Source organism: Rhodococcus sp. 15-2388-1-1a, assembly GCF_002259145.1.
Lineage (GTDB): Bacteria > Actinomycetota > Actinomycetes > Mycobacteriales > Mycobacteriaceae > Rhodococcoides.
On sequence record NZ_NPFP01000022.1, the window covers coordinates 55,282 to 77,997 of the forward strand.

Below are 22,716 nucleotides of genomic sequence, written 5' to 3' on the forward strand. Positions count from 1 at the left end.
GGAGTCGGGTGGGTCAGAAGTTCTTGGGCGAGAAGAACTTCGAGACCAACTTCGCGCCGATGTTGAGTATTGCGACGATCAGGATCAGCGTCAGGGCTGCTCCCCACATGCGCTCAGCGGTGAGCACGCCGGTTCCTGCTTTCTGCAGGTCGACCATCATGAGCGGCAGAGACGTCTGCGGCCCGGAGAAGATGTTGAAGTTGATGGCGGTGGCCGATCCCACCAGGATCAGCACCGGTGCCGTCTCACCCATCACGCGGGCCAGGGCGAGCATGATTCCGGTGACGATGCCGGACAGGGCCGTGGGGATGACGATCTTGGCGATGGTCTTCCACTTCGGCACACCGAGTGCGTAGGACGCCTCGCGCAGATCCTGGGGAACGATGCGCAGCATTTCCTCGGCCGAGCGCACTATCACGGGGATCATCAGGAGAACGAGAGCGAATGCGACGGCCACACCGGATCGCTGGAATCCGAAGGTGGCGATCCACAGCGCGTAGATGAACAGGGCCGCGACGATGGACGGCACACCGGTGAGGATGTCGACCATGAACGTGGTGACTCGGGCCAGTCGCGTGCCTACCCCGTACTCGACGAGGTAGATGGCGACGAAGATGCCGATCGGGATGGAGATGACGGCGCAGAACAGTCCTTGCAGGAGCGTTCCGACGATGGCGTGGTACGCACCGCCACCTGCGATGAACTGGGTGACGCCTGCTTGCGAGTTCTGCCACCAGGTGGGAGAGACCACTGCCGACAGGCCGCGGGAGACCACCGTGTACAGCACCCAGACGAGAGGCACGAGTGCGACGAGAACCGAGAGGCTCACGAGGATCGTCGCCGAGAGGTTGGACGCCTTACGCCGAGCGCTGACGCCCTGGAACGTGGGTTCCTTGACGGGCTTGTCCATCGTTGCGGTCATGGGTCAGTCCTTCTTTCCGGCGATGGCGGCGCGGGCACCGGCGTTGACGACGAAGGTGAGGATGAAGAGCACCAGACCTGCAGCGATGTAGGCGCCGGCTTGGAGCGGGTTGTTGAATTCGCCCGCGGCCAGCGCGATCTTCGTCGCAAACGTGGAACCGCCGTCGAACAGCGTTCCGCCGAAGGTTGCCTGAGTGCTGCGGATGATGATGTACAGCGCGATGGTCTCACCGAGTGCGCGACCGAGACCGAGCATGGAGCCACTGACGTAACCGGACTTGCCGAACGGAATGACCGTGGTGCGCACGACCTCCCAGCGGGTGGCTCCGAGGGCGAGAGCTGCTTCGATCTGCCCCTTCGGCGTCTGCATGAAGACCTCGCGGGTGACTGCGGCGATGATCGGCAGGATCATGACCGCGAGCACGATGCCGCCGGTGAAGATGGTGCCGCCGCCGGCGATGGAGACCGAGCCGGTGCTGAAGAGCGGGAACCAGCTCAAGGACGAGTTCAGCCATTCCGCGAATGGGCTGATGGCGGGCGCGAGGACGTACAGGCCCCAGAGACCGAAGACGATCGATGGGACCGCGGCCAGCAGGTCGATGACGTAACCGAGCGGTCCCGCTACTCGCTTGGGAGCGTAATTCGTCAGGTAGATGGCGATGCCGAGTGCAACAGGCATCGCGAGGACGAGCGCGAACAGAGACACCGTGACGGTGACCAGGAACAGATCGAGAACACCGAACGCCATGGCGGAGGTGTTGGACGTGTCCCAGGCACCGTTGTAGGTCAGGAAGTTGACCGTGTTGTTCGACAGCGAGGGAATGGCACGCCAGACCAGGAAGATACCCACGGCGGCGATCAGGGCGATGATGAAGATGCCCGAGCCCGTGGCGAGGCCGGAGAAGATCCGGTCACCGGGACGTGTGACGGTCCCCGATTTTTTCTTGACTGACAATTGTGGTTCTTCCGGTTTGTGCGCGGAACCCGCGGAGGGCACGGTAGCCGCGGAGGGGACGCCGGTCATCGAGTGGGTGTCGCTCATACCGCTCACTGTCTCGTGTGGAGGTCGAGGACGGTCCTGCTTCGGCTCGCGTCACCACGAACCGAAGCAGGATCACGTCTCATCTAATCAGGCGATTGCTTCGATGGCGGTGGTCAGACGTTCCTTGAAGGACTCGGGGAGCGGCACGTAGCCGGCTTCCTCGAGGCCCTGCTGACCTTCGTTGGCTGCGCTGAGCAGGAACGACTTGACTGCTGCCGAGGTCTCGGGGTCGTAGCCGGCCGAGCAGACGATCTCGTAGGTTGCGAGAACCAGCGGGTACGTCTCGGCTTCGTTGCTGGCGTACAGCGCATCGATGTCGATGACGAGGTCGTTGCCCTCACCGGAGAACGTTGCCGCGTCGATCGCTGCGGCAGCCGACTCGGTGGTGAGCTCGACCGGTCCGTTGCCGAAGTCGACTGCAGCCGTGCCCAGGTTCTCCTGGTCGGCGAAGCCCTTCTCGACGTAGGTGACCGAGCCGGGAGTAGCTGCCACGGCCTGGGCTACGCCCGAGGATCCGTTGGCACCTTCGCCGACGCCGCCTGCCCAGTCGGAGCTGTGGTCCAGGGTCCACGCCTCGGGAGCCGAAGCGGCCAGGAAGCGCTGGAAGTTGTCGCTGGTGCCCGAGGAATCGGACCGGTAGACCGGGGTGACCGCGGTGGACGGCAGTTCGACGCCCTCGTTGAGTGCGGCGATGGCGGGATCGTTCCAGGTGGTGATCTGGCCGGTGAACATGCGCGCGATGACGTCCGGATTCAGCGCAACGCTGTCGACGCCGTCGAGGTTGTAGGCCACTGCGACCGGGCCGAAGACCAGCGGCAGGTTCCATGCCGGGTTGCTGGCGCAGCGGGTGGCTGCCTCGGTTGCCTGCTCGTCCTTGATCGCGGAGTCGGACCCTGCGAAGTCGACCAGTCCGGCGACGAACTGCGTGCGGCCGTTGCCCGAGCCGCTGGTGGTGTACTCGACGGCCTTGCCGGCGCACACGCCGGAGTAGATCGAGGTGAAGTTGGACATTGCGTTCTGCTGCGCAGAAGAGCCTTCGCCGGTCAGCGGAGACTTGCCCTCGCAGGTAGCCGAGGATTCGGATGCGCCGTCCGTGGTGGCGACGTTCGCGTCGCTACCGCATGCGGTCAGCAACATGGCACTGATGGCCACTGCACTCATGAGAGCACCGTTGCGCTTGAGGTTCACCTGTTTCCTCCGGGGAATCTGTAGGCCGTGTCCACGGCTCGGACCTGATCGGCCGCGCTGTGACTGTGTGGGTGCCGGCTCCTCGAGAGAACCTCGCACCAGGCGGCGCTGGTTGCCACCCATGGAGAAAGGTAAGGGCAGGTGGTAGACGTTTACCCCCGCGCGGGTGAACGGAAGATGAACACCCTGGCCGATATGTCCGTTCAGCTACTGCGCGCGTATGCGGCGTCCACGTGGTAATTCTCGAAACCCAGCTTGGTGTACGTGTGCACGGCAGCGGTGTTGTCGGCCTCGACGTAGAGCATGATCTGGCCCAGTTCTCTACCGCGCAGGTAGTGCAGGCCGGCCAGCGTGAGCACTCGACCCAGACCACGCCCCTGCGACTGCGGGTCGATCCCGACCACGTACACCTCGCCGATGGCCGGTTCCGAACCCTCGGCCGGGTGGACCTTCGTCCAGTGAAAACCGAGGAGGCGGTCACTGCCCTCCTCGAAAGCCAGGAACAGACCTGCCGGATCGAACCACGATTCGTCTCGTCGCGCGTCGATGTCGCGATCGGTCCAGCCACCCTGTTCGGGGTGCCAGGAGAAGGCCGCATTGTTCACGCGCAGCAGCTCGGCATCGTCCTGATGCCCCCGATAGGTTCGAAGTGAAACACCTTCCGGCACAACGACATCCGGAAGATCGGGACCAGCAGACGCGCGACGCATCTGCAGCAACTCGCGAACCACCTGCAACCCGAGGCGCGCCGCGACGGCCTGCGCAGCCGGCAGGTTGCCGTGCGCCCAGATTCGAGTCTCGGAGCCGATATCGAGTGCGCGAGAAACCAATTCACGTCCGACGCCGCGACCGCGGGCCGAAGGATCGACGACTGCCTCGGCCATCCCGTCGGCGATTCCGACGTAGCCCACGACACGATCACCCTCGGTCGCCACGAGACGAACGACCTCGTCACCGTCGTCGACGGCCTTCACGGCCTGCTCCGACAAAGGCGCGGTACCGTCGACTTCCGTTGCACGGGAGAGGATTTGATGAATCTCGTAGGACACACGGGAAGACGGTGCGCCGCCGTCGGTCGAATGGACGTCGAACGCAGGATCCGAACTCATCTACGAGAGAGTACTCTCTTGCTCGAACTCGAAATCCGCATCGTCGGAATCCCCACCGGCAGCGTCCGAGGCCACCGGTCCGCCCTTGGCGTTGCGCGCCGGCCGAACAGCCTTGTAGCCCACGTTGCGCACCGTCCCGATGAGCGACTCGTATTCGGTACCGAGCTTGGCGCGTAGGCGTCGGACATGGACGTCGACGGTGCGCGTTCCACCGAAGAAGTCGTAGCCCCAGACTTCCTGGAGGAGCTGGGCGCGAGTGAAGACACGGCCCGCATGCTGAGCCAGATACTTCAGCAGCTCGAATTCCTTGTAGGTCAGATCGAGTGGACGACCTCGCAGCCGTGCGGTGTAGGTGCCCTCGTCGATGACCAGTTCGCCGAGCGTGATCTTGCCCGAGGTCTCCGGGCTGGCAACTCCCCCACTACGGCCGACCAGCAACCGCAGTCGCGCGTCGAGCTCGGCGGGGCCGGTACCGGGGAGCAGGATGTCGTCGAGCCCCCAGTCGGAATTCACCGCGACGAGCCCGCCCTCGGTGAGCACCGCGACGACCGGGATGGCCGAGCCGGTACTTCCCAACAGGCGACACAGACCGCGGGCAGCAGCCAGGTCGGTGCGGGCGTCGACCAGTGCGATGTCTGCCGAACCGGCTTCGAGAAGCGAGGACACCTCGGTGGGCACCGGGCGTACGTGATGCGCCAGGAGAGCAAGGGACGGCAGAACGCCCTCCGGATTGGGATCGGAGGTCAGTAGTAGGAGCTCCACTGCGTCTCCATTCTTACTGCTGGCCGGTCCAGCCCAGGCTGGATTCGAGTGATCGTCAAGGACACAGACTAGCTTGTCCGTACAACCGGCCGAAGAGGGCAGTACGCGATCCGTCGGTCACAATGGACCGGTGCGCACACTTCTCATCGGACTCGCCAGCCTGCTGGCCCTCGCGCTCGTGGTGGATTTCGGCGCTGCGGCCTACTCGGAGTACCGAGTCTCCCGCGCGATCCGTGCCGGCGGCGAGCTCACCTCCGACCCTCAGGTGATCGTGCACGGCTTCCCGTTCCTCACCCAGGCGGCGGACGGCCGCTACCAGAACATCGAGATTCGAGCCCAGGACGTGCCGACCGAGTACGTCGGCTCGACGACGATCGAGGCCAATCTTCGCGGCGTGCACATCGAGCTGTCCGACCTGATCGACAACAACGTTCGGGCGATCCCGGTGGACGAACTCGACGGCCGCGTCCGTATCGAGGCGACGGACCTCGGCCGGTTCCTCGGCATCGTCGACCTGCAGGTTTCCGCGCCGCCGGCCGACAAGTCGGACGGTACCGGCGGTTCCGGTGGGTCGGGCAAGACCACGACCGGGGGCGTCGTGCTGACCGGAACGGTTCCGGTCGGCCCCCTCGAAACGACCGTGAGCGTCCAGGCCGACCTGTTGCTCGAAGGGGACGGCGTCGCCATCGTCGCGTCGGACTTCTATTTCGGCCCGGAGGGTCAAGCGGACTTCACGATTCCCGATTTCGCCAAGCCCACGGTGCTCGGTCTGTTCACCAGGACCATCGAGCGTCAGAGCCTGCCCTTCGGACTCCTGCCGACGGACGTCTACGCGGAGGGCTCGCAGATCGTCATCGAGGGCTCGGGCGAGAACGTGACCATCGACCTCAACGAGATCGAAAAGCCGTGACAGGGATCACAGTTCTGGTCGTCGTGGCGATCCTTGCCGTCGCTACCGGATTGTTCCTCCGCAGCCGATCCGGTGCCGTGCGGGCCGTACGGAACACCGACTCCGAGACCGACGCTCTGCACCCGCTCCTGCTCGACGCGGGTGCCACGACCGACGTCGCGACCGTCCTGCACTTCTCGGCGGACTGGTGCGGACCGTGTGCGGCCGTGCGACGCGTCGTCCAGCAGGTATTGAACGATCGAAGCGATGCCCGGGAGCTCGAACTCGACATCGACGCCCATCCGATCCTCGCCCGCGAACTGGGCGTGCTGTCACTGCCCACGACTTTTGTCCTCGACACCCGATTGCAACGACGCTCCAGAATCGCGGGTGTGCCGTCCGCGGCGGCGCTACGGTCGGCGCTCGACGCTCTGTGACCTCGCCTCTTCGGACCGGCGGTAGGACGCGCCGCTGGTAGAGGGTACGATGCTCTTCGTGTTCTCCCGCCGCGAGCTGATGCTCACCAGTCGTCGCACAGTTGATCTGTGCCGACTGGGCGGTTGTTGCTGTCGCTGCTGCTGATTTCCTTCTGCCGCCACGCCCATGCGTGATGTACGGCCCGATGATCGAAATCCACGTCCGAGCACTGCCGATGCGGCGTGCCCCGGCCTCGCACAGGAGTACCTCTCGATGTCGACACCCGACACCCGGATCACCACCCCCACTGCCACGATCGACCAGGTGGACGTTCGTGGTCCGCGCTTCGCAGCGTGGATCACCACCGCCGTTCTGGTCGTCGTTCTCCTCCTGACCACGTTCTCTGTCCCCGCGGCGGCAATCCTGCTCGGGCTACAGGCGATCGTCTTCGGAATCGGAGCCGTCCGCGGACCCAAGCGCAGTCCGTACGGCACGATCTACGCGACATTCGTCGCACCGCGCCTCTCCCCCACCAGCGAACGTGAGCCGGTGGCACCGTTGAAGTTCGCTCAACTGGTGGGCTTCGTGTTCGCCGCCGCAGGAGTTGTCGGCTTCGCGCTCGGCGCTCCGGTCGTCGGCACCGTGGCGGCAGGCTTCGCGTTGTTCGCGGCCTTCCTCAATGCCGCGTTCGCGGTCTGCCTCGGCTGCATGATCTACCCCCTCGCCGCGCGACTGCGCACCACTGCTTGACCCTCACCGATCCGTAAAGAAAGACCGAAAGGAACACCATGGCTCGCTCCGACGTCCTGGTCTCTGCCGACTGGGCCGAGCAGAACCTGAACGCACCGAAGACCGTCTTCGTCGAGGTCGACGAAGACGCAAGCGCCTACGACGGCGGACACATCGAAGGTGCGGTCAAGCTCGACTGGCGCAAGGACCTGCAGGACGCGGTTCGCCGCGACTTCCTCAATCAGGAACAGTTCTCGGACCTGTTGTCGGCCAAGGGCATCAGCAACGACGACACCATCGTCCTGTACGGCGGGAACAACAACTGGTTCGCTGCCTACGCCTACTGGTACTTCAAGCTGTACGGACACAAGGACGTCAAGCTCATCGACGGTGGCCGCAAGAAGTGGGAACTCGACGGCCGCGCGCTGTCCAAGGACGTCGTCAGCCGTGAGACCACGCAGTACCGCGCCGAGGCACCCGACCTGTCGATCCGCGCGTTCCGCGACGAGGTCATCGACGCCATCGGCAACAAGAATCTGATCGACGTCCGTTCGCCCGACGAGTTCTCGGGCAAGATCCTCGCCCCCGCTCACCTGCCGCAGGAGCAGGCTCAGCAGCGTGGCCACGTGCCGTCCGCGATCAACATCCCGTGGAGCACCACCGCCAACGAGGACGGCACGTTCAAGTCCGACGAAGCGCTCGAAGAGCTGTACAAGACCAAGGGCTACGACGACAGCAAGGCCACCATCGCCTACTGCCGCATCGGTGAGCGCTCGAGCCACACCTGGTTCGTCCTCAAGGAGCTTCTGGGCAAGGAAGACGTCAAGAACTACGACGGCAGCTGGGTCGAATACGGCTCTCTCGTCGGAGCACCCATCGAGCTGGAGGTTCACTGATATGTGTGGAGCACCCGTACAAGGCCAGACCATCCCCGCAGGCGTCGACGTCGAGAAGGAAACGGTCATCACCGGCCGTGTCCTCGCCGGCGACGGTGAGCCCGTAGCAGGGGCTTTCGTGCGTCTGCTCGACGGCAGCGGCGAATTCACCGCAGAGGTCGTCGCGTCGGGCACCGGTGATTTCCGGTTCTTCGCCGCTCCCGGACAGTGGACGCTGCGCGCACTGTCGGCATCGGGCAACGGCGACACCGTCATCGCTCCCGAGGGCGCAGGCGTGCACTCGGCGAACGTCACCGTCGGAGTCTGATCCGACCCGCTCGCATCGAACGAGACAAGAACCCCGCACCTGCTCGCCGGTGCGGGGTTCTTTCGGTTCGGTGGAGGCTGCTAGTTCGGGACGGGCACCGAGGCGCCGGGGTCGGGAACCGTCGAATATTGCGGCGGGAACATCCCTTCCGGTACCGGAATGCCCTGCGACTCGAGGAACGCTCCGAGATCGCTGACCCGAGTGACCGTTCCGGGCTCCGGCAGCAGGCGAGGTTCCGGTGCGGTCTCGGTCTCGGGGGCGGGGGTTTCCGGCGTCGACGTCTGTGGCCCGGTCGCGTTCTTCTTGTCGCGTTCGGTGCGTGCAAGGTCGGTTATCCAAGCGACCATCTTCTCGCTCTCCCACTCGTACCCGTCGTTGGGGTCGTTGTACCAGTACGACAGGTGCTGCAGGAAGCCGAGCGCCAGGTAGGGCCCGAGCACGACATCGGCGATGCCCTTGTTGTTCTCCTCGAACCCGGTGGCCTCGGCACGGAGCTTGGCTTCCACGGTCTCGGCACCGGGCCCCATCGCCCAGTTGAGATCGGCGAGGAGCTGCTCCGGTGTCAATGCGTCCACCGCCTGCTGATCAGCGACGGTGTAATCCACATCCGCCACCCTCACCAAGACCTGCAGCAGAGTCTCGTCGGAGGTGAACCATGATTTGTCGGTGGCGATATCGACGATCGCGCGCGAAGCAATGGTCGTCACTGCGCGCGCGAAGTCGGACACGGTCTGTACCGGGTTCAGGACGGTCAGCCGCATCTGCGAGATGACCTCGAGGGCGAGTTGCAGAAGTTCGATGTCGTCCGGAGCGTCGCATGCCAGATCCCACGGTCGGCACGACCAGGTGACCTTGTCGGTCAGCGTTCCGTAATCCCGCGGTGACTGGTCCATGAAGCCACCGAGCGATTCACCCGGCTCGTCACCGAAATTCGGCACACCGGCCGGGCGGTAAGGCGAACCGACCATGATCACGCCCGCGATGTCGTCGCCGTTCACCAGGGCACTCGAGTCACGCGCGCCGATCTCGGTGGACAAACGATCGAGTACCTCGCCGCCGACGCTGTATCCGAGGAGTACGAACTTGGTTCGGTCTCCACATTTGACCTTGTACTCGTCCATCAGACGATTGGTCGTTGCGACACCTTCCACGATCGACTCGTGGTAGGTCGGCACGTTGTCCAGAACGTCGAAGCCGTACGTCGAGGCGTACGGGACGTAGAGCCAGCCGACGGTGCCCGGGCTGTCGGCATTCGCCTCACCGACCGGGACCGTCACGTTCCCGACCCAGTTCGACGCGACCGTGGACGCCTGCTCGGCCAGAGGATTTCGGTCCGACGCCGAGTCGGTGGCACCGGACACCGCCAGCACCAGCACATCGGGGCAGTCCTGCGCGTAGTTGTTGGGGTCGATGTTCGGGCCCTGCGAAGACCCGAAGTCCGACGACCCCGAGTCGGAGGATCCCGAGTCCGCCGATCCCGAGTCCGGAGCGGCGAGCGCAGCTGCGGGAGCGGCGAGCGCCAACGCCAGAGTGACCACCCCGGACCTGAACAACACGGATCCGAACGACGATGTCAGAGCCCGTTTACGACGCAGCATTATTGCGGAGACCTCCCCAGCCTTCGTGACAGAACACAGTGAACAACGTCGGAAATTCACCCTCGAGCGCCCGACGCCCCCCGAAGAAGGTACCTGCTCTACGGGATTTTCCCACGAAGAAGAGTGATCCAGCGCACCCCCAGCCCTGAATTCGGTTATATGTCACCAAAGACACAGCCCGGATTCGGGCCGCTGTTCTCGACGACGATCGCAGCGGGTTAAACTCGCACTCGTGGTCATCTTCTTCGAGGTATTGCTGGCGCTTGCGGCAGTAGCCATCATCGCGTTCTCGCTGTATGTCGTCTACCGACTGGTCAACGACGAATCGTGACAGAACCGGTTGCGGGTCGACCCGGCAGTGCTGACGAGGGGCTCGACACCCCCGTCACCAGTGGCGACGAAGCAATAGCGGCTGCCGAGCAGAAGTTCGCCGACGCGTCGACGCGGAACGTTCCGGTCCTGCCGGACATCCCGCATCCCGACGACACGGCCAACCTCCGCCTCGGCCCCGATCTGCACCCGTCGATGCTCGCTCTGTTGCCGCTCGTCGGCGTGTGGCGCGGTGAAGGCGAAGGCCACGACCCCGAGTCCGGTACCGACTACCCCTTCGGTCAGCAGATCGTCGTCACCCACGACGGCGGTAGCTACCTGAGCTGGGAATCACGTTCGTGGCGACTCGATTCCGACGGTAACTTCGCACACCCCGATCTCCGCGAAACCGGATTCTGGCGCATGAGCGGTGGCAACGGGCTCAAGGGTTCCGAGGACGAAGAGGTCGTCGAGCTACTGCTGACACACAGCACCGGCGTCGTCGAACTGTATTACGGCCATGCACTCACCAAGTCGTCCTGGGAACTGGCCACCGATGTCGTCATCCGCAGCACATCGGGTGCGTTGGTCGGCGGAGCCAAGCGGCTCTACGGCATCGTCGAAGGCGGGGATCTCGCGTACGTCGAAGAACGCGTCGTCGCCGACGGCCCACTGGCACCGCGGTTGTCCGCGCGCCTGACTCGCTACATCGGCTGACTCTCTCTCACCACCCACTGCACGCGAACGGCCCCCGAGCCATACCTGATTTCAGGTCCCGACCGGACAGGTCGGGGGCTCGGGGGCCGGGTAGCTGCCTGGGATTCGCCTGCCGCTCGCGCGGTCTTCGCACTGAATCCGTCAGCGATTGCGGCTAGCTGACAGCCACCTCACGCGTCCTAGAGTTCATCAACTTCAGACCACCTCCTCTCTCGTGTACTTCACAACGTACGCCCGAGTTTCCGAGTCGGCAAAGGGTTTTTTCTCACGGTCCGAGCCGAGGTCGATCACCTGGTCGGCGTCGGTGTTCTCCGGTAGTTGATGGGTGACGACCACCACGGTTCGGTCGGCTCCGAACAATCCGCCGTCGGTGGTGAGCAGCTCGCGCAGTATCGATTCGCCGGAGATTCGGTCCAGATGCTCGGTCGGCTCGTCCAGCAGCACGATCGGTGCCGTACTGACCAGAGCGCGCGCCAACAGCAGTCTGCGGCGCTCTCCCCCCGAGACGGCCTGCGCGCCGCCGACCAGGGTGGTGTGAACGCCGAGAGGCAGGGTGTCGAGCCACGAGCCGAGGCCGACTTTCCGCAGCGCCTCTGCTGCTTCCTCCTCGTTCACGTCGCCGCGGACCACCCGCAGGTTCTCCAGAATCGAGGTGTCGAACAGATGCGCGTCCTCGGCGAACAGCGCTGCGTCCGAACCGCATTCCTCGGCGAACTCCCGCAGCATCGTGCTCTTGCCCGATCCGCTGGGCCCGATCAGTGCGCTTCGCGCAGTGGTGCGGTCGAGTGCCTCGGAGGGCACATGACCACGCCGCTGCGGCGGAGCCGCATCGAGCATCGCCATGATTCGGGTGGCCGCGATTCGGCCACGCATCAGGGCGATTGCCGCTCCGGGCAGTGCCGCGGTCGCCTCGAAGGCGGCCAGCGGAACCAACACGATGATCGCCAGGGCCATCGGTGTCATCCCGCCTACGGTGCCTCCGGTCGGTCCGTACAACCCGATGCCGACGAGCAAGGACCCGATAACCGATGCACCGATCGACAGCGGACCGGCGGCATCGGCCAGCGCCGACGGCCGCGCCGCGCGGTCGCGGGCAACCACCGAATCCTGTGCTGCCCCGCGGGCTTCGGTGAGCGTCGCGTCGAGGCGTCCGGCGACCCGCAGTTCTGCGGCGTGGTCGAGTGCCCGGACGGCTGTCTCGGCGAACCGCGCGTCGGCGTCGGCTCCGGCCTCCTCGGCGATCCTTGCGGCCCGCGCCGCCAGAGTCGGTGCGCCCACCCCGGCGATCAGCAACGACACCGCCAGGATCGACGCGGCAGCAGGCGCGATTCCTGCGAGCAGGCCCACGGCTGCGAGCATCATCACGACGCTGACGCAGATGGGCACGATCGCGCGTACGACGACGTCGCCGAGCACGTCGACGTCCGCTCCGGTGCGAGCCAGGACGTCCCCGCGCCGCAGTGCGAGCGCGCCGGGTCCGTTCGCCAGTTGCTCGTAGATCCGGGTGCGCGCTGCCGTCGTACCGCGCAGTGCCGCGTCGTGCGTGGTCAGTCGTTCGAGGTAGCGGAACACCCCGCGGGAAATGCCCAGCGCCCGAACGGCTACCACGGCGACGGTCAGGTCCATCACCGGAGGCATCTGCCAGGCTCTGGTGATCAGCCATGCCGACAGTGCGGCGAGGGCCAGTGCGCTGCCGAGGGTTGCCACGCCGGCCGCCACGGCCAGTGCCACCCGCCGCGGGGAGAGCTCGAACAGGGCCAGTGCGCGTCGTAGGTCAGACATGATCGAACTCCCGTACCACCGGTGAACTGCTTCGTACCTCGACCACGCGATCTGCGGCGTGCAGCACCGAGCGCCGATGACCGACCATCACCACGGTGACGCCTCGGTCGGCTGCGTCTCGAACGGCCTGCAGCACAGTCTGTTCACTCGCCGCATCCAGGTGCGCCGTCGGCTCGTCCAGCACCATCACCGGAGCGTCGGAGACAAAGGTTCTGGTCAGGGCCAGGCGTTGCAGTTCGCCGAGGGACAGCCCCACTCCGCCCTGCCCGACGCGAGTGTTCCAGCCGTTCGGGTGATCTCGCAGTACGGCATCGAATCCCGAAGCGCGGCAGGCTGCGTCCAGTGCATCGGGGTCGGGCACCCCGTGAAGGGTGACGTTCTCGTAGAGCGTGCCGGGAAGCAGTACCGGCCGCTGCGGCAGCCAGGCGACCTGCGCCCACCAGCGGTCGAGATCGAGATCGGCCACGGGCGCGCCACCGACGAGAACCGCACCGCTCGTCGGCGTCGTGAGTCCGAGAACCGCCTGCAGCGCAGTCGATTTCCCGGAGCCGTTGGGGCCGGTCAGTACCGTGATGGTGCCTGTTCGGCACAGCGCACTCAGTTCTGCCGGAGCGTGACCGTCCCGGCTCGCGACGGTGAGTCCGAAGAGTTCGATGTCCGCGGTCGTAGCGTCGACGGTCCGGCCACCGGTCGGCTGTGTGGTGCGCCGATCCAGGACTCGGAATGCTCGGTCCGCGGCCTCGACGCCGTCCTCTGCTGCGTGGAACTGGGTCCCCACGGCGCGCAGCGGAAAATACACCTCGGGGGCGAGAATCAACGCGATGATGCCTGCTTCGAGCGTCATCTCCCCGAAGACCAAGCGCAATCCGATGCCGACGGCCACCAGCGCGACACACAGGGTCGCAAGCAGCTCGAGCACCATCGACGAGAGGAAGGCAACCTTCAACGCGCGCATGGTGGTTCGTCGATGTGCGTCGCCCAGTGCGCGGATGCGAGCAGCCGGTCCCTGTTCGCGGCGCAGCGCGCGCAAGGTCGGCAGACCGGCCAGTAGATCGAGCAACTGCGCGGACAACCGGGTCATCGTGGTGAGCGTCGCCGCGGCTCGCCCCTTGGTCAGTAACCCGATCAGGATCATGAAGATGGGGATGAGCGGCAACGTCACCGCGATGATCACCGCCGAGGTCACGTCCTGGGTGACGATGACGACCAGAACGAGCGGGGTGACGATGACCGCGGACACCAGCGCCGGTAGGTATCCGGTCAGGTACGCCCGCAGCCCCCCGATGGCTCGGGTCACGACGACGGCCAACTCTTCCCGTTCGCGGTCGAGCTCCCGAGGCTCGAATCGAGTTGCTGCCGTGAGCACCTCGACCTCGAGCTCGGCAACCACACGCGACGCCGACCGGTGCGCGTAGCGGGACTGGGCTCCGGTGGCGAGCACACGTACGGCCACCGCGCCCGCCAGCACAGCCAGTTCCGTCGTCCACGCGGACAGTGATCTGGCCGTCGGGTCGGTGATGACGCCTGCCAGTACCCGGCCGATCGCAAGCGCGCCGACGATGATGCAGAGCGTGACGACGGTCGACAGAGCGACAGTGACGATCAGGTAGCCCCGCGCAGAGCTGGAGTATTTCCACAGGCGGGGATCGACCGGTCCCCGCGAACGAGCGGGCGCGGTCACGATTTCACCGTCAGTCCGATCGAGTCCGGGATCTGGGCACTCGAAATGCGCTGGCGGAAGACCCAGTACGTCCAGGCCTGGTATCCGAGGACAACAGGGGCGGCGAAGGCTGCAGCCCACGTCATCACCTTCAGCGTGTACGCACTGGACGACGCGTTCGCGATCGTAAGGTCGAAGGCGGCGTCGGTGCTCGACGGCATCACGTTGGGGAACAGGGAGGCGAACAGCAGCGCGACGACGGCCACGATGGCAATGCTGGTGAAGACGAATGCCCAGCCTTCGCGCACCTTCGCCGTCAGCGCGACGACGAGGAGCAGAGCGACAGCGGCCACCCCGACGAGTAGCCACGTCCACGTCTTGCCGTGTGCGAGCTGGGTCCACAGGGCAAATGTGCCGCCGACGAGAACTGCCGGAACGGACAGTCGCGCTGCGATTTTCGCCGAATCCTCGTGCACGTCGCCGGAGGTCTTGAGTGCGATGAACACGGCGCCGTGCAGGGCGAACACCAGCGCCATGGTGGCACCGCCGAGCAGGGCGTAGGGGTTGAGCAGGTCGAAGAAGCCTGCGGTGACCTTCTTGTTCTCGTCGATCGCGACGCCGCGCACGATGTTGGCGAACGCGACGCCCCACAGCACCGCTGGAACCCGGGACCCGATGCCGATGCCGATGTCGCAGCGTCGACGCCATATCGGGTCGTCGATCTTTCCGCGCCATTCGATGGCGCAGATACGCAGGATCAGGGCCACCAGGATCAGCAGCAGCGGGAGGTAGAAGCCGGAGAACAACGTGGCGTACCACTCCGGGAAGGCCGCGAACAGCGCGCCGCCCGCGGTGATGAGCCACACCTCGTTGCCGTCCCAGACCGGGCCGATCGTGTTCAGGACGGCACGCCTGCGCTTCTCCCCCGTGACAGCGTCGGGATGCCTACCCAGGATGGGCATGAGCATGCCGACGCCGAAGTCGAAGCCTTCGAGCACGAAGTAGCCGACGAAGAAGAAGGCGATGACGAAGAACCAGAATTCGGGCAGTGACATGGTTGTTCCCCTAGTACGCGAACGAGAGCTGTTTGGGCTCTTCGTCTTCCGATTCCGGTGGATCGACGTGCGGCTGCGCGTCGTGGTCGAGAGGTCCTTCGATGACATAGCGGCGAAGGAGGAAGAACCAGACACCACCGAGGGCGGCGTACAGCAGTGTGAACGTCACCAGCGAGGCGAGGACGAGGCCGACGGGATGGTCGGACACACCCTGGTCGACGGTGAGCCTGATCTGGTCGACGCCGGACAGGTTGGGTGCGACAACCCATGGCTGCCTGCCCATTTCGGTGAAGATCCAGCCGGCGCTGTTGGCCAGGAACGGAGTCGGGATGGCCGCGAGGCTCAGCCACGAGAACCACTTCTGGTCGGGTACTCGGCCGCCGCGGGTGACCCACAGGCCGGCCAGTGCCAGCAGAGCGGATCCGGCGGCCAGTCCGATCATCATTCGGAATGCCCAGTAGGTGACGAACAGGTTCGGCTTGTAGTTACCCGGCCCGAACTGCTGCTCGTACTGCTCCTGCAGTTGGTTGACGCCCTGCACGGTGGCACCGAAGTCGTTCTCCGCCAGGAACGAGGTGAGGCCGGGGATCGAGATGAGGTGCACCACGGACTCGCAGTTGTTGTGTGTTCCGACGGTCAGGAGCGAGAAACTGGCTCCGGTCTCGGTGTCGCACAGCGATTCCGCCGAGGCCATCTTCATCGGCTGCTGCTCGAACATGAGCTTGCCCTGGATGTCTCCGGTGATGGCCAGCGCGCCACCGGCGACGATCATGATGACGAAGGACATCCGGGCAGCAGGGCGAAACATGCTGCGCGAGTTGCTCTCCTGGAGTGGAGCCTGCGGATCGACCCCGGCCTTGTTCTTGCGGGCCTCACGGACCATCCACCAACCGGAGATTCCGGCCACGAAGGTGGCAGCGGTGAGGAACGCTCCGGCGACGGCGTGGGGAAATGCCGCCAGCGCTGTGCTGTTGGTGAGCAGTGCCCAGATGTCGGTCAGCTCGGCGCGCCCAGTCTCTTCGTTGTAGATCGCGCCCACGGGATGCTGCATCCAGGAATTGGCCGCGATGATGAAGAAGGCCGAGGCGTTGACGCCGATGGCGACGAGCCAGATCGTGGCCAGGTGAACCAGTTTCGGAAGTCTGCTCCAACCGAATATCCACAGTCCGAGGAACGTGGACTCGAGGAAGAAGGCAACGAGGCCTTCGAGTGCGAGAGGAGCGCCGAACACGTCACCGACGAAGCGGGAGTATTCGCTCCAGTTCATGCCGAACTGGAACTCCTGGACGATTCCGGTGGCGACGCCGAGGGCGAAGTTGATGAGGAACAGCTTGCCGAAGAACTTGGTCAGTCGATACCAGGAGTCCTTGCCGGTGATCACCCACATGGTCTGCATGGCGGCCACCATCGGCGCGAGGCCGATCGTGAGAGGTACGAGAATGAAGTGGTAAACGGTGGTGATACCGAACTGCCACCGCGAGACATCCAACGCGTCCATCGATACTCCGAACTCTCACACCCGAGCTGTGACGGGCAACACCGCAGGTCAGGGCGTTGGCCCGCGACAAACTCGAATGTACTACTACGAGTAGTAGTAGGGAAGAGTCTTTCGGCAGGGTCGTTCGGCTCCTATCGAGTTTCGACCGTCTCCACGGCCGCATCGACCATCGATCGAACATCGTCGGCACGCCTCTGAGTGCCGAGGGGAACGCCGTTCATCTCCGTGACCCGAGCCGCGAGAGTGACGCTCGAGACCAGCCAAACACCATCTGCTGCAATGAGATCCGCCGGATACAGGTTCCCGTGCTCGCACGTCCAACCGGCGGACTCGGCCACGGAGAACAACCCGGCGACCGTGGTTCCGGCCAGGATGCCCTGTTCCACCGACGGTGTGACGAGAGTCTTACCGCGCGCGAGCACCACCGTCGAGCGCGGACCTTCGAGCACCCGACCCTCACTGCTGAGATAGATCACATCGTCGACGCCCTGAGCGGCGGCGTGCCGCAGCGCGGCCATGTTGGTCGCATACGACAACGTCTTGGCCCCCGCGAGCTGCCACGGCGCTCCCGACGAGAAGTCCACCGAGTAGCCGCGATCGAGCGTGATCACCGACACCCCGTCGGCGCGCGCGGCCCGCACCCGCTCGGGCAGCGGTCCCACCGTCACGTACGCGGTGGGGTCACCACCGCCCTCGCGTCCGCGACTGAGGACCAGCCGAAGCACACCCTCGTCCTCGGACTCTCGCGCCCACAGACCGACGGACTGTTCGATCACAGTGCGCCACTGCTCGAGATCGGGAACCGGCAGGTCCAGTGCCCTCGCCGACGCCACCAACCGGGCCAGGTGCAACTCGACCGCACAGGCCGCGCCGCCGCGCACGAGCAGCGTCTCGAACACCCCGTCCCCGCGCACCGCGGCCAGGTCGTCGGCGAACAGCAACGGCCGATTCGCGTCGTGCACTCGGCCGTCCAACGTCACCACTACCGACTCCGACATGCCCGCCACCCTAGATGGGGGCGGACGCGTTCGATCAATCCGCTCGGTCGGCCGTGGCCATCGCGTCGGCGTACTCGTCGAGGTCGAGATCCTCCGCGACGACGACCTTGGTGCCGTTGTACACCTCGCGGTCGATCTCGTCGTCGGCGTTGGCGACGAGCATCGCGACGAACGTGTCTCCGTTGACGTTGAGGAAGGTGCGGAAGATTCCGGCGAACCAGTCCACGGCGATCAGCAGGCCGACGGCCTCGAAGGGAAGGTCGAGCGAGGTCGCGAGGAACATCGCGACGACGGGGAATCCGCCGGGCACGGTGATGGTGCCCATGTTGAGCAGAACCGCCAGGCCCATGCCCAACACGATCTGCCCGAGAGTGAGGTCGATGTCGCCCGCCTGCGCGAGGAACATCACCACGATCATGTAGTTGAGAACGGCACCGTAGGAGCCCATCGTCAACCCGATCGACAGCGTGAAGTTGGCGACCTTCTGACTGACGCCCACCTTCTCGACCGTGTTGCGCAGCACCGTCGGGAACGTGACGGCCGAGCTCGTGGTCGTCACCGCGACGGCCGTCTGTTCGGTGAGCTTGCTGGGCAGCTTCCACGGGTTCAATCGGGTCCGCATCGTCACGACCACGACGAAGAGCGCGAACAGAATCAACACCCCGAGCAGCGTCGTCCCGAGGTAGCTCAGCGCGGTGGACACCACGGAGAAGCCGACGTCTCCGGCGAGCGCGGCGAGCAGGCAGAACACACCGACCGGCGCGATGACCATGACGAGCCGGATCATCGTCAGGACGATCTGCTGAATCTGGTCCATGAACGAGAGCACCTGGGTGTTGCCGGTCTTGGTGATGTGACTGCGCAGCGCGATGCCGAAGAGCAGCGAGAAGACGATGATCGGCACCATCGTCGCCGTGGACATGGCGTCGAACACGTTGGTGCTGACGAAGTTGAGCAGCGTGTCCTGCCAGCCGAGTGCCTCGCTCGCCGACTCCTCGAGCGACGGATCGAGCTGCTGGGTGAACACCATGCCCGCACCCGGCCGAATGATGCTGCTCAGTACCCAGGCCAGCACCGCAGCGACGATCGAGAACCCGATCATCCACTTGAAGGTGCGAAACGCGATCTTGCCGGTTCCCGCCCCTGCCATCGATCCGGTTGCGACGATGACCGAGGCCATCACCAGCGGAACGATCGACATCTGGATCAGTCGGATGAACAGATCGCCGATGAACTTCAGGTTCGCGGCCCACTCGCCGACCACCAACCCGAACACGATGCCGCCGATCGCCGCGAGGCCGATCTGCGCGGCCGGATGCGCCAGTTTCTTCATGGATCGAAACGCTAGGTCCGTGTCGTCGCAGCGCCGTGTCGTCGTCGTTTCGAGGGTGTAAAGGGACCGGTCGCCGAGTTGCTGCGCCGACGGGCTCCTACTATGGGGTGGTGTCCGATTCCGTGACGATCAGCCCGAGTCCTCTTCTCACTCTTCCCAACGCAGTACCGTCCCCGGACGACAGCATCGACGCCGGGGTGGCCTGGCACTACGGCAATCCGTTCGGCGAGCAGCGGGACGCCGCGAGCGCAGCTGCCGTCATCGATCGGTCGCACCGGTTCGTCCTTGCCATCAGCGGAGACGAACGCCTGAGCTGGCTGAACACGATCTCGAGCCAGCTCGTCTCGAACCTGCCCGACGGCAGCTCCGCCGAGAACCTGAGCCTGGACGTCAACGGCCGTATCGAGCATCACTTCGTGCAGACCGATATCGACGGCGTGACGTACATCGACACCGAACGTGCAGCCGGACCCGGTCTGCTGTCGTTCCTGCAGAAGATGGTGTTCTGGGCCAAGGCCGAACCCCGCCAGGCCGACGAACTCGCCGTTCTCACCGTGCTCGGATCCGACGCGGCGGCGGTGCTCGCGAAGGCCGGCCTGCCCGCTCCCGGCGAGATCTACGGGGCGTCGCCGATAGACGGCGGCGGTTTCGTTCGGCGGATGCCCTGGCCGGGCAAGAATTCGTACGACGTGATGATCCCCCGCGCGAACTCGACCGACTGGTTTCTCCGACTGCGTGACGCCGGTGCCACCCCGGCCGGAACCTGGGCGTTCGACGCGTTGCGGGTGGAATCGCTGCGTCCGCGAGTGGGCGTGGACACCGACGAGAAGACCATTCCGCACGAGGTTCGCTGGATCGGCAGCGCCGCCGAGTTCGGCGCGGTGCATCTGGAGAAGGGCTGCTACCGCGGGCAGGAGACGGTCTCGCGCGTACACAATCTCGGTCGCCCGCCCCGGCATCTGGTCCTGCTGCATCTCGACGGTTCCGCGGACGGTCGACCCAACACGGGTGACGCGGTGACCGCGGGCGGACGGTCCGTGGGGCGTCTGGGCACCGTCATCGATCACTTCGAGCTCGGGCCCATCGCTCTGGCGCTGGTCAAGAGATCCATTCCGGTGGACACCGCCCTGGAGGCAGGTCCGTGTGCGGCGTCGATCGATCCTGATTCGATCCCGTCCTACGACGACGTCCAGGCCGGTCGCGCTGCGGTGGACCGCCTGCGCGGCCGGTGACCGGCACAGTTCTCGCTGTCTGCGTCGTGCACGCCGATGTTCCGTTCGGACGCCGCGCGGTGGTCGACAGCGGCATCGACAAGCGACCTGTCGACGGGCCGGTGGATGTCCACGAGCTCGGCGTCGGCGGCGATCACTGCCGGGACACGAAGTTCCACGGCGGACTCGATCAGGCCGTCTACGCCTACGACGAGAACGAAGCGCGGTACTGGGCCGATCAGCTGGGGACACCCGTTCCTCCCGGACGGTTCGGCGAGAACCTCCGTACCACCGGCGTACCGGTGACCGACGCGGTGATCGGTACGCGGTGGCGAGTGGGCAGTGTGGAGTTGGAGGTGACGATCGCTCGCAAGCCCTGCGGCACGTTCGCGCGGTGGATGGCCGAGCCCGGGTGGATCCGTCGATTCACCGCGCGCGGTGATGTGGGTGCGTACTTCCGAGTTCTCGAACCCGGGGTCTTCGGCGCCGGGGACGCCGTGACTGTGACGTCGGTCCCCGAGCACGGGGTGACGGTGCGGATGCTCTTCGAGGGGAGGGACACAGCTGCGATGCAGACTCTGCTGGACGCGCCGGGATTGGCGCCCAAGGTCTACCGCGATGCGGCGGCAGCGCTGAAATCCTCGCGCAACTGACCCCGATGAGCTCCGGTCCCCATGACGCGCAGCACGTAGTTCTCGTGTCGTGGAACGAAGATAGTTTGCCTGTGCACGGATATCTGCAGGTACAGGCAGCGCCGACCCCTACCCCGGGCGTGTCGCGCCGGTGCGCCCGCCACCGACACGTGGTGCCGTATGCGCATCGCGGCGATTCGCGCGCTAGAGTGTGTGCCAGGAAGAAATACCAACTCTAACGGGGCCGCCAAATTTCCCCAGGCCGCCCCGCAAGTCCGCGAGGGGGCACCGCCATGGGCCGAGGCAGGGCTAAGGCAAAGCAGACAAAGGTCGCTCGTGAGCTCAAGTACAGCTCGCCGACAACGGACTTGGAGAGTCTGCAGAAGGAACTCTCCGGTGGTTCGTCCAACTCCCATCGTGGCATCCACTCTGACTCGGATGTGCATTCCCGAGTCGAGGAAGACGAGTACGAGGACTGGCGACGCTAGTACTGTGCACTGAACGACTGAGGGGGAGCCGCGGTGCGGCTCCCCCTCACTTGTTTGCCCGGTGCTCGGGCGATCAGAACCTCGGGTGGTTACCCAGCAACAGCGCACGCTCGTCGGCGACATCTTTACCGGTCGCCTTCTTCACCGTGCCCAGCGTCCAGCAGTCGATGTGGCGTGCGGTCAGCACAGCGAGTGCTCGGTCGACGTCCTCGGGTGCCACGATGGCGACCATGCCGACACCCATGTTGAACGTCTGCTCCATCTCGGCCCGCTCGACGCGTCCGCGCTGAGCGATCAGCGAGAAGATCGGAGCCGGGCTCCACGTGGTGCGGTCGAGTTCGGCGACCAGTCCCTCGGGCATGACCCGTGACAGGTTGTTTGCCAGTCCGCCGCCGGTCACGTGGCAGAAGGTGCGGACGTCGGTCTCCGCAGCGAGCGCGAGGCAGTCCTTGGCGTAGATCTTGGTGGGTTCGAGCAGTTCCTCACCGAGAGTGCGGCCGAACTCCTCGACGTGTCCGCCGAGGTCCATGTGGTTGATCTCGAGCAGCACCTTGCGAGCGAGGGAGTAGCCGTTGGAGTGCAGGCCCGACGATCCCATGCCGATGACGACGTCACCGGGACGCACCCGCTCGGGTCCGAGGATCGAATCCGCCTCGACGACGCCGATGCCGGTGGCCGAGAGGTCGTAATCGCCGTCGGCCATCAGCCCCGGGTGCTCGGCCGTCTCGCCGCCGAGCAGTGCGCAGCCGGCGATGATGCAGCCTTCTGCGATGCCCTTGACCAGCTCGGCGACCTGCTCGGGAACCACACGGCCCACGGCGATGTAATCCTGCAGGAACAGCGGCTCGGCACCACAGACGACGAGATCGTCGACGACCATGGCGACCAGGTCCAGGCCGAGGGTGTCGTGCTTGCCGAGGGCCTGTGCCACGGCCACCTTGGTGCCGACGCCGTCGGTCGAGGCGGCCAGGACGGGCTCGCGGTAGTCGCCCTTGAGCGCGAAGAGACCGGCGAAACCACCGAGACCGCCCATGACCTCGGGCCTGCTGGCCTTCTTGGCGAGCGGCGCGAACAGTTGCACTGCTCGATCTCCTGCGGCGATGTCGACCCCGGCCGCCGCGTAGGAGGCACCGCCCGAGTGAGTTGCGCTCGTGGGTTGGGATTCCTCGGTCATT

Annotated in this window: 22 protein-coding genes; 9 read left to right on the forward strand and 13 right to left on the reverse strand. The window is 65.4% G+C overall.

Annotation, left to right across the window (positions count from 1 at the left end):
• Positions 1-13: 13 nt before the first annotated feature.
• The 5 genes from pstA to CH302_RS14880 all read right to left on the reverse strand — a co-directional run bounded on the left by pstA (position 14) and on the right by CH302_RS14880 (position 5,022).
• Positions 14-922, reverse strand: coding sequence for a phosphate ABC transporter permease PstA (gene pstA, locus CH302_RS14860; protein WP_037194616.1), 909 nt, complete (start codon positions 920-922; stop codon positions 14-16).
• A gap of 3 nt (positions 923-925) precedes the next feature.
• Positions 926-1,963: a phosphate ABC transporter permease subunit PstC gene (pstC, locus tag CH302_RS14865; protein WP_037194615.1), complete on the reverse strand. Its 1,038-nt coding sequence runs from the start codon at positions 1,961-1,963 to the stop codon at positions 926-928.
• Positions 1,964-2,050: 87 nt separating this feature from the next.
• Positions 2,051-3,151: a phosphate ABC transporter substrate-binding protein PstS gene (gene pstS / locus CH302_RS14870; RefSeq protein ID WP_037194613.1), complete on the reverse strand. Its 1,101-nt coding sequence runs from the start codon at positions 3,149-3,151 to the stop codon at positions 2,051-2,053.
• 203 nt (positions 3,152-3,354) lie between these two features.
• On the reverse strand, positions 3,355-4,260 hold the full coding sequence (gene mshD, locus CH302_RS14875) for a mycothiol synthase (protein WP_037194611.1): 906 nt from the start codon (positions 4,258-4,260) through the stop codon (positions 3,355-3,357).
• Complete coding sequence (locus CH302_RS14880) at positions 4,261-5,022, reverse strand: winged helix-turn-helix transcriptional regulator (protein WP_037194609.1); 762 nt, start codon at positions 5,020-5,022, stop codon at positions 4,261-4,263.
• Between the two features lie 130 nt (positions 5,023-5,152).
• Between CH302_RS14880 and CH302_RS14885 the strand changes: the two genes are divergently transcribed.
• The 5 genes from CH302_RS14885 to CH302_RS14905 all read left to right on the forward strand — a co-directional run bounded on the left by CH302_RS14885 (position 5,153) and on the right by CH302_RS14905 (position 8,260).
• Positions 5,153-5,932 carry an LmeA family phospholipid-binding protein gene (locus CH302_RS14885; protein ID WP_037194774.1) on the forward strand — a complete coding sequence of 260 codons (780 nt, stop codon included), beginning with the start codon at positions 5,153-5,155 and terminating at the stop codon, positions 5,930-5,932.
• Positions 5,929-6,348 carry a thioredoxin family protein gene (locus tag CH302_RS14890; RefSeq protein ID WP_037194605.1) on the forward strand — a complete coding sequence of 140 codons (420 nt, stop codon included), beginning with the start codon at positions 5,929-5,931 and terminating at the stop codon, positions 6,346-6,348. The genes CH302_RS14885 and CH302_RS14890 overlap by 4 nt, the downstream gene beginning before the upstream one ends.
• Positions 6,349-6,601: 253 nt before the next feature.
• Complete coding sequence (locus CH302_RS14895; RefSeq protein WP_052048007.1) at positions 6,602-7,078, forward strand: DUF4395 domain-containing protein; 477 nt, start codon at positions 6,602-6,604, stop codon at positions 7,076-7,078.
• A gap of 38 nt (positions 7,079-7,116) precedes the next feature.
• Positions 7,117-7,953: a sulfurtransferase gene (locus tag CH302_RS14900; RefSeq protein WP_037194603.1), complete on the forward strand. Its 837-nt coding sequence runs from the start codon at positions 7,117-7,119 to the stop codon at positions 7,951-7,953.
• A 1-nt stretch (position 7,954) separates the two neighbouring features.
• Positions 7,955-8,260 (forward strand): DUF1416 domain-containing protein, encoded by a 306-nt coding sequence (locus CH302_RS14905; protein ID WP_037194601.1) that lies wholly within the window; start codon positions 7,955-7,957, stop codon positions 8,258-8,260.
• Between the two features lie 80 nt (positions 8,261-8,340).
• Here the strand turns inward: CH302_RS14905 and CH302_RS14910 are convergent, their stop codons facing one another.
• Positions 8,341-9,858 (reverse strand): cutinase family protein, encoded by a 1,518-nt coding sequence (locus CH302_RS14910; RefSeq protein ID WP_037194600.1) that lies wholly within the window; start codon positions 9,856-9,858, stop codon positions 8,341-8,343.
• 405 nt (positions 9,859-10,263) lie between these two features.
• Between CH302_RS14910 and CH302_RS14915 the strand changes: the two genes are divergently transcribed.
• On the forward strand, positions 10,264-10,884 hold the full coding sequence (locus tag CH302_RS14915) for an FABP family protein (protein WP_170945745.1): 621 nt from the start codon (positions 10,264-10,266) through the stop codon (positions 10,882-10,884).
• Positions 10,885-11,079: 195 nt separating this feature from the next.
• Here CH302_RS14915 and CH302_RS14920 read toward each other — a convergent pair whose 3' ends face one another.
• From CH302_RS14920 to CH302_RS14945, 6 genes are all read right to left on the reverse strand, one after another.
• Positions 11,080-12,666, reverse strand: a complete 1,587-nt coding sequence (locus CH302_RS14920; protein ID WP_082323818.1) for an ATP-binding cassette domain-containing protein — start codon at positions 12,664-12,666, stop codon at positions 11,080-11,082.
• Positions 12,659-14,347 (reverse strand): thiol reductant ABC exporter subunit CydD, encoded by a 1,689-nt coding sequence (gene cydD / locus CH302_RS14925; RefSeq protein WP_037194596.1) that lies wholly within the window; start codon positions 14,345-14,347, stop codon positions 12,659-12,661. The genes CH302_RS14920 and cydD overlap by 8 nt, the downstream gene beginning before the upstream one ends.
• Entirely contained in the window at positions 14,344-15,381 is a 1,038-nt protein-coding gene (cydB, locus tag CH302_RS14930; RefSeq protein ID WP_037194593.1) for a cytochrome d ubiquinol oxidase subunit II, read from the reverse strand. Before cydB ends, cydD begins: the two co-directional genes overlap by 4 nt.
• Positions 15,382-15,391: 10 nt before the next feature.
• The gene (locus CH302_RS14935) at positions 15,392-16,879 is read right to left on the reverse strand and encodes a cytochrome ubiquinol oxidase subunit I (protein ID WP_037194591.1); all 1,488 of its coding nucleotides are present in this window, start codon (positions 16,877-16,879) and stop codon (positions 15,392-15,394) included.
• A 131-nt stretch (positions 16,880-17,010) separates the two neighbouring features.
• Positions 17,011-17,877, reverse strand: a complete 867-nt coding sequence (locus tag CH302_RS14940; protein ID WP_037194589.1) for an aminodeoxychorismate lyase — start codon at positions 17,875-17,877, stop codon at positions 17,011-17,013.
• A 34-nt stretch (positions 17,878-17,911) separates the two neighbouring features.
• Entirely contained in the window at positions 17,912-19,210 is a 1,299-nt protein-coding gene (locus tag CH302_RS14945; protein ID WP_037194587.1) for a dicarboxylate/amino acid:cation symporter, read from the reverse strand.
• 110 nt (positions 19,211-19,320) lie between these two features.
• Here CH302_RS14945 and ygfZ point away from each other — a divergent pair, with 110 nt between their 5' ends.
• The 3 genes from ygfZ to CH302_RS14960 all read left to right on the forward strand — a co-directional run bounded on the left by ygfZ (position 19,321) and on the right by CH302_RS14960 (position 21,541).
• Positions 19,321-20,442: a CAF17-like 4Fe-4S cluster assembly/insertion protein YgfZ gene (gene ygfZ / locus CH302_RS14950; RefSeq protein ID WP_037194768.1), complete on the forward strand. Its 1,122-nt coding sequence runs from the start codon at positions 19,321-19,323 to the stop codon at positions 20,440-20,442.
• A complete protein-coding gene (locus tag CH302_RS14955) occupies positions 20,439-21,074 on the forward strand; it encodes an MOSC domain-containing protein (protein ID WP_037194586.1) in 636 nt (211 codons plus the stop codon). The genes ygfZ and CH302_RS14955 overlap by 4 nt, the downstream gene beginning before the upstream one ends.
• Before the next feature lie 272 nt (positions 21,075-21,346).
• Positions 21,347-21,541, forward strand: coding sequence for a DUF3073 domain-containing protein (locus CH302_RS14960; RefSeq protein WP_008719426.1), 195 nt, complete (start codon positions 21,347-21,349; stop codon positions 21,539-21,541).
• Between the two features lie 73 nt (positions 21,542-21,614).
• On the opposite strand, the gene purM is transcribed toward CH302_RS14960, so the two are convergent.
• On the reverse strand, positions 21,615-22,715 hold the full coding sequence (purM, locus tag CH302_RS14965) for a phosphoribosylformylglycinamidine cyclo-ligase (protein ID WP_032376541.1): 1,101 nt from the start codon (positions 22,713-22,715) through the stop codon (positions 21,615-21,617).
• Position 22,716 lies beyond the last annotated feature (1 nt).

What these genes read in the sequence shown, in the direction of transcription:
- CH302_RS14960 (WP_008719426.1), top strand. Translation starts at nt 21,347, where the DNA reads ATGGGCCGAGGCAGGGCTAAGGCAAAGCAGACAAAGGTCGCTCGTGAG.
- CH302_RS14900 (WP_037194603.1), top strand. Translation starts at nt 7,117, where the DNA reads ATGGCTCGCTCCGACGTCCTGGTCTCTGCCGACTGGGCCGAGCAGAAC.
- CH302_RS14945 (WP_037194587.1), bottom strand. Translation starts at nt 19,210, where the DNA reads ATGAAGAAACTGGCGCATCCGGCCGCGCAGATCGGCCTCGCGGCGATC.
- CH302_RS14905 (WP_037194601.1), top strand. Translation starts at nt 7,955, where the DNA reads ATGTGTGGAGCACCCGTACAAGGCCAGACCATCCCCGCAGGCGTCGAC.
- CH302_RS14895 (WP_052048007.1), top strand. Translation starts at nt 6,602, where the DNA reads ATGTCGACACCCGACACCCGGATCACCACCCCCACTGCCACGATCGAC.
- purM (WP_032376541.1), bottom strand. Translation starts at nt 22,715, where the DNA reads ATGACCGAGGAATCCCAACCCACGAGCGCAACTCACTCGGGCGGTGCC.
- mshD (WP_037194611.1), bottom strand. Translation starts at nt 4,260, where the DNA reads ATGAGTTCGGATCCTGCGTTCGACGTCCATTCGACCGACGGCGGCGCA.
- CH302_RS14920 (WP_082323818.1), bottom strand. Translation starts at nt 12,666, where the DNA reads ATGTCTGACCTACGACGCGCACTGGCCCTGTTCGAGCTCTCCCCGCGG.
- CH302_RS14910 (WP_037194600.1), bottom strand. Translation starts at nt 9,858, where the DNA reads ATGCTGCGTCGTAAACGGGCTCTGACATCGTCGTTCGGATCCGTGTTG.
- CH302_RS14940 (WP_037194589.1), bottom strand. Translation starts at nt 17,877, where the DNA reads ATGTCGGAGTCGGTAGTGGTGACGTTGGACGGCCGAGTGCACGACGCG.
- pstC (WP_037194615.1), bottom strand. Translation starts at nt 1,963, where the DNA reads ATGAGCGACACCCACTCGATGACCGGCGTCCCCTCCGCGGCTACCGTG.
- pstA (WP_037194616.1), bottom strand. Translation starts at nt 922, where the DNA reads ATGACCGCAACGATGGACAAGCCCGTCAAGGAACCCACGTTCCAGGGC.
- cydB (WP_037194593.1), bottom strand. Translation starts at nt 15,381, where the DNA reads ATGTCACTGCCCGAATTCTGGTTCTTCGTCATCGCCTTCTTCTTCGTC.
- CH302_RS14935 (WP_037194591.1), bottom strand. Translation starts at nt 16,879, where the DNA reads ATGGACGCGTTGGATGTCTCGCGGTGGCAGTTCGGTATCACCACCGTT.